The organism is Hymenobacter coalescens (assembly GCF_054783195.1).
The window spans coordinates 23,580-30,159 of record NZ_BAAGRA010000013.1 but is presented as its reverse complement, the minus strand read 5'-3'; the positions used below and the strand labels follow the sequence as shown (position 1 = coordinate 30,159).

At 61.2% G+C, this 6,580-nt stretch carries 7 protein-coding genes; 3 read left to right on the top strand and 4 right to left on the bottom strand.

Annotated elements, in window-relative coordinates; genetic code table 11:
• Positions 1-85 precede the first annotated feature (85 nt).
• From ACYVKQ_RS09160 to ACYVKQ_RS09150, 3 genes are all read right to left on the bottom strand, one after another.
• Positions 86-2,455 carry a ribonucleoside-diphosphate reductase large subunit gene (locus ACYVKQ_RS09160; protein ID WP_460577855.1) on the bottom strand — a complete coding sequence of 790 codons (2,370 nt, stop codon included), beginning with the start codon at positions 2,453-2,455 and terminating at the stop codon, positions 86-88.
• Positions 2,442-2,681, bottom strand: coding sequence for a hypothetical protein (locus ACYVKQ_RS09155; protein WP_460577854.1), 240 nt, complete (start codon positions 2,679-2,681; stop codon positions 2,442-2,444). The genes ACYVKQ_RS09160 and ACYVKQ_RS09155 overlap by 14 nt, the downstream gene beginning before the upstream one ends.
• Before the next feature lie 175 nt (positions 2,682-2,856).
• Positions 2,857-3,819 (bottom strand): ribonucleoside-diphosphate reductase small subunit, encoded by a 963-nt coding sequence (locus ACYVKQ_RS09150; protein ID WP_460577853.1) that lies wholly within the window; start codon positions 3,817-3,819, stop codon positions 2,857-2,859.
• A gap of 483 nt (positions 3,820-4,302) precedes the next feature.
• On the opposite strand from ACYVKQ_RS09150, the gene rplU reads away from it, so the two are divergent.
• The 3 genes from rplU (at position 4,303) to ACYVKQ_RS09135 (ending at position 5,712) form a co-directional block, all read left to right on the top strand.
• Positions 4,303-4,611 (top strand): 50S ribosomal protein L21, encoded by a 309-nt coding sequence (gene rplU, locus ACYVKQ_RS09145; protein ID WP_111480453.1) that lies wholly within the window; start codon positions 4,303-4,305, stop codon positions 4,609-4,611.
• Positions 4,612-4,710: 99 nt separating this feature from the next.
• Complete coding sequence (rpmA, locus tag ACYVKQ_RS09140; protein ID WP_460577852.1) at positions 4,711-4,989, top strand: 50S ribosomal protein L27; 279 nt, start codon at positions 4,711-4,713, stop codon at positions 4,987-4,989.
• Positions 4,990-5,157: 168 nt separating this feature from the next.
• Positions 5,158-5,712: a hypothetical protein gene (locus ACYVKQ_RS09135; protein ID WP_460577851.1), complete on the top strand. Its 555-nt coding sequence runs from the start codon at positions 5,158-5,160 to the stop codon at positions 5,710-5,712.
• Positions 5,713-5,781: 69 nt separating this feature from the next.
• Here the strand turns inward: ACYVKQ_RS09135 and ACYVKQ_RS09130 are convergent, their stop codons facing one another.
• Positions 5,782-6,564 carry a cyclase family protein gene (locus tag ACYVKQ_RS09130; protein WP_460577850.1) on the bottom strand — a complete coding sequence of 261 codons (783 nt, stop codon included), beginning with the start codon at positions 6,562-6,564 and terminating at the stop codon, positions 5,782-5,784.
• Positions 6,565-6,580: the final 16 nt, after the last annotated feature.

The window sequence follows — 6,580 nt, the reverse complement described above, 5'->3', positions numbered from 1 at the left end:
ACTGCCACACCGCGTACATGTCATGCCCCAAGATACAGATAGCTATGAGGTTGTAGCAATGCCAATTTAACAAAACAATTCATTATTACGCGCTGCAAGCTTCGCAGGCGTCCGGGTTATCCAGGGAGCAGGCCATAGCGGCGGCTTGGTCGTACACCGGTTCCAGCGTTTCGGCGGCTTGCTTCTGCACGGTGAACTTGATGGCGTCGGCGGCGGCTTTGGTGCGCAGGTAGTACATGCCGGTCTTCAGGCCGCGCTTCCACGAGTGGAAGTGCATGCTGGTGAGCTTGCCGAAGTTGGGGTTCTGCACGTGCAGGTTCAGGCTCTGGCTCTGGCAGATGTAGGCCCCGCGGTCGGCGGCCATGTCGATGATGGTGCGCTGCGAGATTTCCCAGACCGTCTTGTAGAGGTCCTTGATGGACTGCGGGATGCTGGGAATGTCCTGCACCGAGCCGTTGGCGGCGATGATGTCCTGCTTCATCTGCTCGTTCCAGAGGCCCAGCTTCACCAGGTCCTTGAGCAGGTGCTTGTTCACCACCATAAACTCCCCGCTGAGCACGCGGCGCACGTAGATGTTAGAGGTGTAGGGCTCAAACGACTCGTTGTTGCCCAGGATCTGCGCCGTCGAGGCGGTGGGCATGGGCGCCACCAGCAGCGAGTTGCGCACGCCGTGCTCCATCACCTCGGCCCGCAGCGCGTCCCAGTCCCAGCGGCCCGACTCGGGCGTCACGCCCCACATGTCGAACTGGAACTGGCCCTTGCTGATGGGCGAGCCGGGGAAGGTCTCGTAGTGCCCGTCGCGCTTGGCCAGGTCCTTGGAGGCCGTCACGGCCGCGAAGTAGATGGTCTCGAAGATGTCCTTGTTCAGGCCCTTGGCTTCGTCGCTCTCGAAGGGCATGCGCAGGGCAATGAAGGTATCGGCTAAGCCCTGCACGCCCAGGCCGATGGGGCGGTGGCGCTTGTTGGAGCGCTCCGCCTCGGGCACGGGGTAGTAGTTGATGTCGATAACCTTGTTCAGGTTCTTGGTGGCGTGGTAGGTCACCTCGAACAGGCGCTGGTGGTCGAAGAAGGGCTTGCCGTCCTTCTCCGATACGTAGCGCGGCAGCGCGAGCGAAGCCAGGTTGCAGACGGCAATTTCGTCGGCATCCGTGTACTCCATAATCTCGGTGCACAGGTTCGAGGACTTGATGGTGCCCAGGTTCTGCTGGTTGGATTTGCGGTTGGCCGCGTCCTTAAACAGCATGTAGGGCGTGCCCGTCTCGGTCTGGCTTTCCAGGATGGCAAACCAGAGGTCCTGCGCCTTGATGGTCTTGCGGCCGCGGCCTTCGCGCTCGTACTTCTGGTACAGGCGCTCGAAGTCCTCGCCCCAGCTCGTATCGAGGCCCGGGCACTCGTGGGGGCACATCAGCGTCCACTCGCCGTTGCCCTCCACCCGCTTCATGAACAGGTCGTTGATCCAGAGGGCGTAGAACAGGTCGCGGGCGCGGTTTTCCTCCTTGCCGTGGTTTTTCTTCAGGTCCAGGAAGTCGAAGATGTCGGCGTGCCAGGGCTCGATGTAGATGGCGAAGGCGCCCTTGCGCTTGCCGCCGCCCTGGTCCACGTAGCGGGCCGTGTCGTTGAACACCTTCAGCATGGGCACCAGCCCGTTGGAGGTGCCGTTTGTGCCCTTGATGTAGCTACCGGTGGCGCGCACGTTGTGCACGGCCAGCCCGATGCCGCCGGCCGACTGCGAGATCAGCGCGCAGTTCTTCAGCGTGTCGTAGATGCCCTCGATGCTGTCGTCCTTCATCGTGAGCAGGAAGCAGGAGCTCAGCTGCGGCTTGGGCGTGCCGGCGTTGAAGAGGGTAGGCGTAGCGTGGGTAAACCACCGCTCCGACATCAGGTTGTAGGTCTCGATGGCCTGCTCGATGTCGTCCTTGTGAATGCCCACCGCCACGCGCATCAGCATGTGCTGGGGGCGTTCCACCACCTTGCCGTCGAGGCGCAGCAGGTAGGAGCGCTCCAGCGTCTTGAAGCCGAAGTAGTCGTAGTTGTAGTCCCGGTCGTAGATGATGGCCGAGTCGAGCTGGGCGGCGTGCTTGTGCACCACTTCCCACACGTCGCGGGCCACCAGCGAGGCGTTTTCGCCGGTCTTCGGGTCCTCGTAGGTGTAGAGCCGCTTCATCGTGGAGGAGAAGGACTTCGAGGTCACCTTGTGCAGGTTGCTCACCGCGATGCGGGCCGCGAGAATCGCGTAATCCGGGTGCTTGGTGGTGAGCGAAGCGGCGGTTTCGGCCGCCAGGTTGTCGAGTTCCACGGTCGTCACGCCGTCGTAAATCCCGTCGATGACCTTCTTGGCCACCTCGATGGGGGAGACGAAGAGCATGTTCAGCCCGTAGCAAAGCTTCTCGATGCGGGCCGTGACTTTGTCGAACTTGACGGACTCGCGCCGGCCGTCGCGTTTAATTACCAACATAGGCAGTGCAGTGGGTTGGTGAGAAGTTGTGGAGTGTGAGGAGGTTGCGGCGACGCGGGCTCGGCAGACCGGCAGCAGCCCAAGCTGCTCCGTTTCTCGCCAGGCCCGCGCCGATGATGTCCGGAATATACTCGGCCGCTGCGACCGTGTGAATCAATCCGCGCGCGGAAAGTTTTCCACAATGCGCTGCAGCCACCGCGCGGGCCGATTTTTCGGAGTTTTCCACAGCCGGGTTTGAGCGCGTCGGCGGGCCAAAATCGGGTTGTTGATTTCGGGTGGTTTTGCTAAGCTGGTTGGTGGCCGGGCGTGGGCAGGTCGTGGAGGGCTTTGCTCACGCCCGGCCACCAAAAAGCCCGCGACCTGTCGGCCGCGGGCTTGGCATTCCGGGAAACGAAACCGGCTTAGAAGTCTTCGTCGAGCGAGAAGACGTTCTGGTCCCGGTCGCTCATCACGCCGGCCTTCTGGTACTCGGCCACGCGCTTCTCGAAGAAGTTGGTTTTGCCCTGCAGCGAAATCATTTCCATGAAATCGAAGGGGTTGGAAGCGTTGTAGATTTTCTGGTAGCCCAGCGACACGAGCAGGCGGTCGGCCACGAACTCGATGTACTGCGACATGGCCTGCGCGTTCATCCCGATCAGGTTGACGGGCAGGGCGTCGGTCACGAACTCCTGCTCGATGCGCACCGCGTCGCGGATGATTTCGTGCACGCGCTCCTGGGGCAGCTTGTGCTGCAGGTACCGCTCGTAGAGCAGGCAGGCGAAGTCGCAGTGCAGGCCTTCGTCGCGGCTGATCAGCTCGTTGGAGAAGGTCAGGCCCGGCATCAGGCCGCGCTTCTTGAGCCAGAAAATGGAGCAGAACGAGCCGGAAAAAAAGATGCCCTCCACGGCGGCGAAGGCAATCAGCCGCTCGGTGAAGTTCTCGGAGTTGATCCACTTGATGGCCCACTCGCCCTTCTTGGCTACGGCCGGCACGGTTTCCAGCGCGTTGAAGAGGTAATCCTTCTGCTTGGGGTCCTTGATGTAGGTGTCGATCAGCAGCGAATACGTCTCCGAGTGGATGTTTTCCATCATCACCTGGAAGCCGTAGAAGCAGCGCGCCTCGGGCATCTGCACCTCCTGCATGAAGTTGACGGCCAGGTTCTCGTTCACGATGCCGTCGGAGGCGGCGAAGAAGGCCAACACGTGCGAAATGAAATGCCGCTCGCCGTCGTTCAGGCCTTCCCAGTCCTTCTGGTCCTGCGACAGGTCAATTTCCTCGGCCGTCCAGAAGGACGCCTCGGCTTTCTTGTACATCTGCCACACGTCGTCGTTCTGGATCGGGAAGAGGACGAAGCGGTTGGGGTTTTCAACGAGTAACGGTTCCATAAGCTGAGCGACTGGAATGAATACGGTCGGAAAAAAGCAGGCCGGCTTGCTGCTTGGCTGGGGAGTCCAACCACGGCCGGCTTGATTTGTTTGGCGCGCCTCAGCGGCCAAGGCCAGCGCCTGTTAGGCGGGCCAGGAGACCAAAGATAAGCCCACCCGCCCGACCGGCGAGGGTGAAGCGGGCTTTTTTGTCTGTTAATTTTTTGCTAAGCGACGAGACGCCAAGTGCGCGTTTATTTCTTGGTAAAAGCTAAGTATTCTGAATAAAATCTAGTGTTTGAAGAAAGTTTTCCACATTTGCTCTGTTAACAATTCAAGTTGTCCACAAAAATGCTATGCGCGTGCCAGCGTTGCGGGTTCCTGCCTAAAGGCTGAGGTAAGGTAAAACAGGGCGAGTGTATGAGGTTTAATGCGTTAGGCTTGCGCATGTCAAAACAACATCGTACTTTTGCCTTCCATTTTCAGAAAACCTGCGGAGAACTGATGTACGCAATCGTAGACATAGCCGGCAAGCAGACGAAAGTCGAAGCCAATAAATTTGTGTACGCCCACAAACTGGCCGGCAACGTCGGCGACGAGGTTGAGTTGGGCAATGTACTCTTGACCGACAACAACGGCACCCTGAGCGTGGGCGCTCCGTTCCTGTCCGACATCAAAGTGAAAGGCACCATCCTGGGTCACGTGCGTGGCGACAAGGTGATTGTCTTCAAAAAGAAGCGTCGTAAGGGCTACAAGAAGCTCAACACGCATCGTCAGGACTACACCAAAGTAATGATCAACAGCATCGGCTAATTAGTTGTCCGTCCTGGGTTGTCAGTTGTCGGGGCCGCAAGGCGCTGGTAAAACAAGCTGACAACAGACAACTATCAACCGGCAACTCCTCCAAATACCATGGCACACAAGAAAGGCGTAGGTAGCTCCAACAACGGCCGCGAATCGCATGCTAAGCGTCTCGGCGTGAAACTTTACGGTGGTCAGCTGGCCATTGCTGGCAACGTAATCGTGCGTCAGCGCGGCACCAAGCACCACCCCGGTCAGAACGTGGGTATCGGCAAAGACCACACCCTGTTCGCGCTGGTTGACGGCACGGTGCAGTTCCGCAAAGGCCGCAAAGACCGTTCGTTCGTGACGGTAGTGCCGGCTGCTGCTTCGGAAGAAGCTGCTGCTTAAGTAAGCCGGCTCCCAAGCATTGAAAAGCCCGCCTAATCGGCGGGCTTTTTCGCGTTGGGTGTACTAAGGCTTGGCTGCGCCGGGATTGGGCGTGACTTTATTCCGTTATTGGGTTGCCCACGTCTGCTGGATTGGGCCGTATCCGTCAGTACACCAGCCTGTCGCCTTATGTCCCTGCCCACCACCCGTACCGCCTCGGGCTCCGAAGCCCCGGCGGGCTTAGTCAACGGTGAAACGCTGCGCGTGGTGGCCGCTACGCTGCGCCTGCCGCAGCAAGCGGGTGAACTGCTGGTTCGGCATGGGCTGCCCGCCGCGCCGCAGCCGGGCGAGTGGTACCCGGTGGCCAAGTGGCTGCAGGTGCTGGCCGATATAGAAGCGCACTACGGCCGGCCTACGCTGTACGCCGCAGGCCTGCAGGTGGTGGAGCACAGCGTGTGGCCCGAGGGGCTGATTACGCTGGAGCAGGCCTTGGCCTCGCTCAATACCTCCTTGCGCGCCAATATTCAGGGAGACGACATCGGCTCGTACCGCTGTGAAACCATTGGCCCTCGCGCGCTGCGCGTAGAGTGCATCACCCCCGCACCAGCCGATTACGAGTACGGGCTCATTACCGGGCTGGCCCGCCGGCTCAAGCCGACCGGGGCCGTGCGGGTGCGCGTTCAGCTCGTGGAAGAGCCTGCTCCTGCCACTCCTGGGAGAAAATGCTTCTTGGTAAGCTGGTGACGTTAGCCGGGCCCAGCCCGTACACCAGGCGGCATGTAAAACTCGTTCTTCACCAGCATCGGGGCCGGCCTAGTGCCCGGCCCAGCCGTCGGTGGTCTCGCTGAGGGCATAAAGCACCGGGCGGCTGGGGCTGGCATCCAGCTCCAGCATGGTCACCTGCAGGTTGAGCAGGTACAGGCCGTCGGGCACGGTGTCGGGCACGAAGATGAGCTCGGTGATGGTCGCGCCCCGGCGGATGCGGTCGGGGTACTGCCAGAAGGCGTGGTGGGCCGCCAGCACACCGTTGTCCAGCTCCCGGTCGACGCTGGGCAGATCGAGCAGCAGGTGCTCGATGCCCTGCTCCACCAGGTGCTGCACCAACTCGGCGCTCAAGTAAGGCGGGTTCTGGCCGGAATAGTGGCGCCGGCGCTTGGCGTCCTCGTTGGGCAGCGTGCGCAGAATGATTGCCTCGGGGGGCACGGGTGCGCCCGCCAGCACGGGCAGCGCGTCGGCCAACTCCACCACCAGGTCGCCGTCGAGGCGCCGGCGCGGCGCCACGGAAATCAGCCAAGCCACGAACAGGAACCGCTCCAGGCAGCGGGGCAGGGTGGCGGCCGGGTCGGGGCTGATGTGGCCGTAGCACTCGGTGTGGGTGCCGTTGCCGTGGGGCGTCAGGTGCACGCGCTTGTAGTTGGTGCTGCCGCCCTCGGCCACCGAGCCGACGAACTCCCCCACGCGGATAACCTCTATCTCCACCGGCTCGGCCCAGAAGCAGTTTACCTGGTCGGGACCGGGAGCCAGCGGCAGCGCAATATCGAGCGGGGCAGCCGGATCGAAGCTGAAAGAGCGGCCGTGGTGCTGAAGCGAGAACATAGGGTGAATTGGGAAG

Excerpts from the sequence above, each read along its gene's own strand:
- ACYVKQ_RS09150 (WP_460577853.1), bottom strand. The coding sequence starts at position 3,819 with ATGGAACCGTTACTCGTTGAAAACCCCAACCGCTTCGTCCTCTTCCCG.
- ACYVKQ_RS09130 (WP_460577850.1), bottom strand. The coding sequence starts at position 6,564 with ATGTTCTCGCTTCAGCACCACGGCCGCTCTTTCAGCTTCGATCCGGCT.
- ACYVKQ_RS09160 (WP_460577855.1), bottom strand. The coding sequence starts at position 2,455 with ATGTTGGTAATTAAACGCGACGGCCGGCGCGAGTCCGTCAAGTTCGAC.
- ACYVKQ_RS09135 (WP_460577851.1), top strand. The coding sequence starts at position 5,158 with ATGTCCCTGCCCACCACCCGTACCGCCTCGGGCTCCGAAGCCCCGGCG.
- rpmA (WP_460577852.1), top strand. The coding sequence starts at position 4,711 with ATGGCACACAAGAAAGGCGTAGGTAGCTCCAACAACGGCCGCGAATCG.
- rplU (WP_111480453.1), top strand. The coding sequence starts at position 4,303 with ATGTACGCAATCGTAGACATAGCCGGCAAGCAGACGAAAGTCGAAGCC.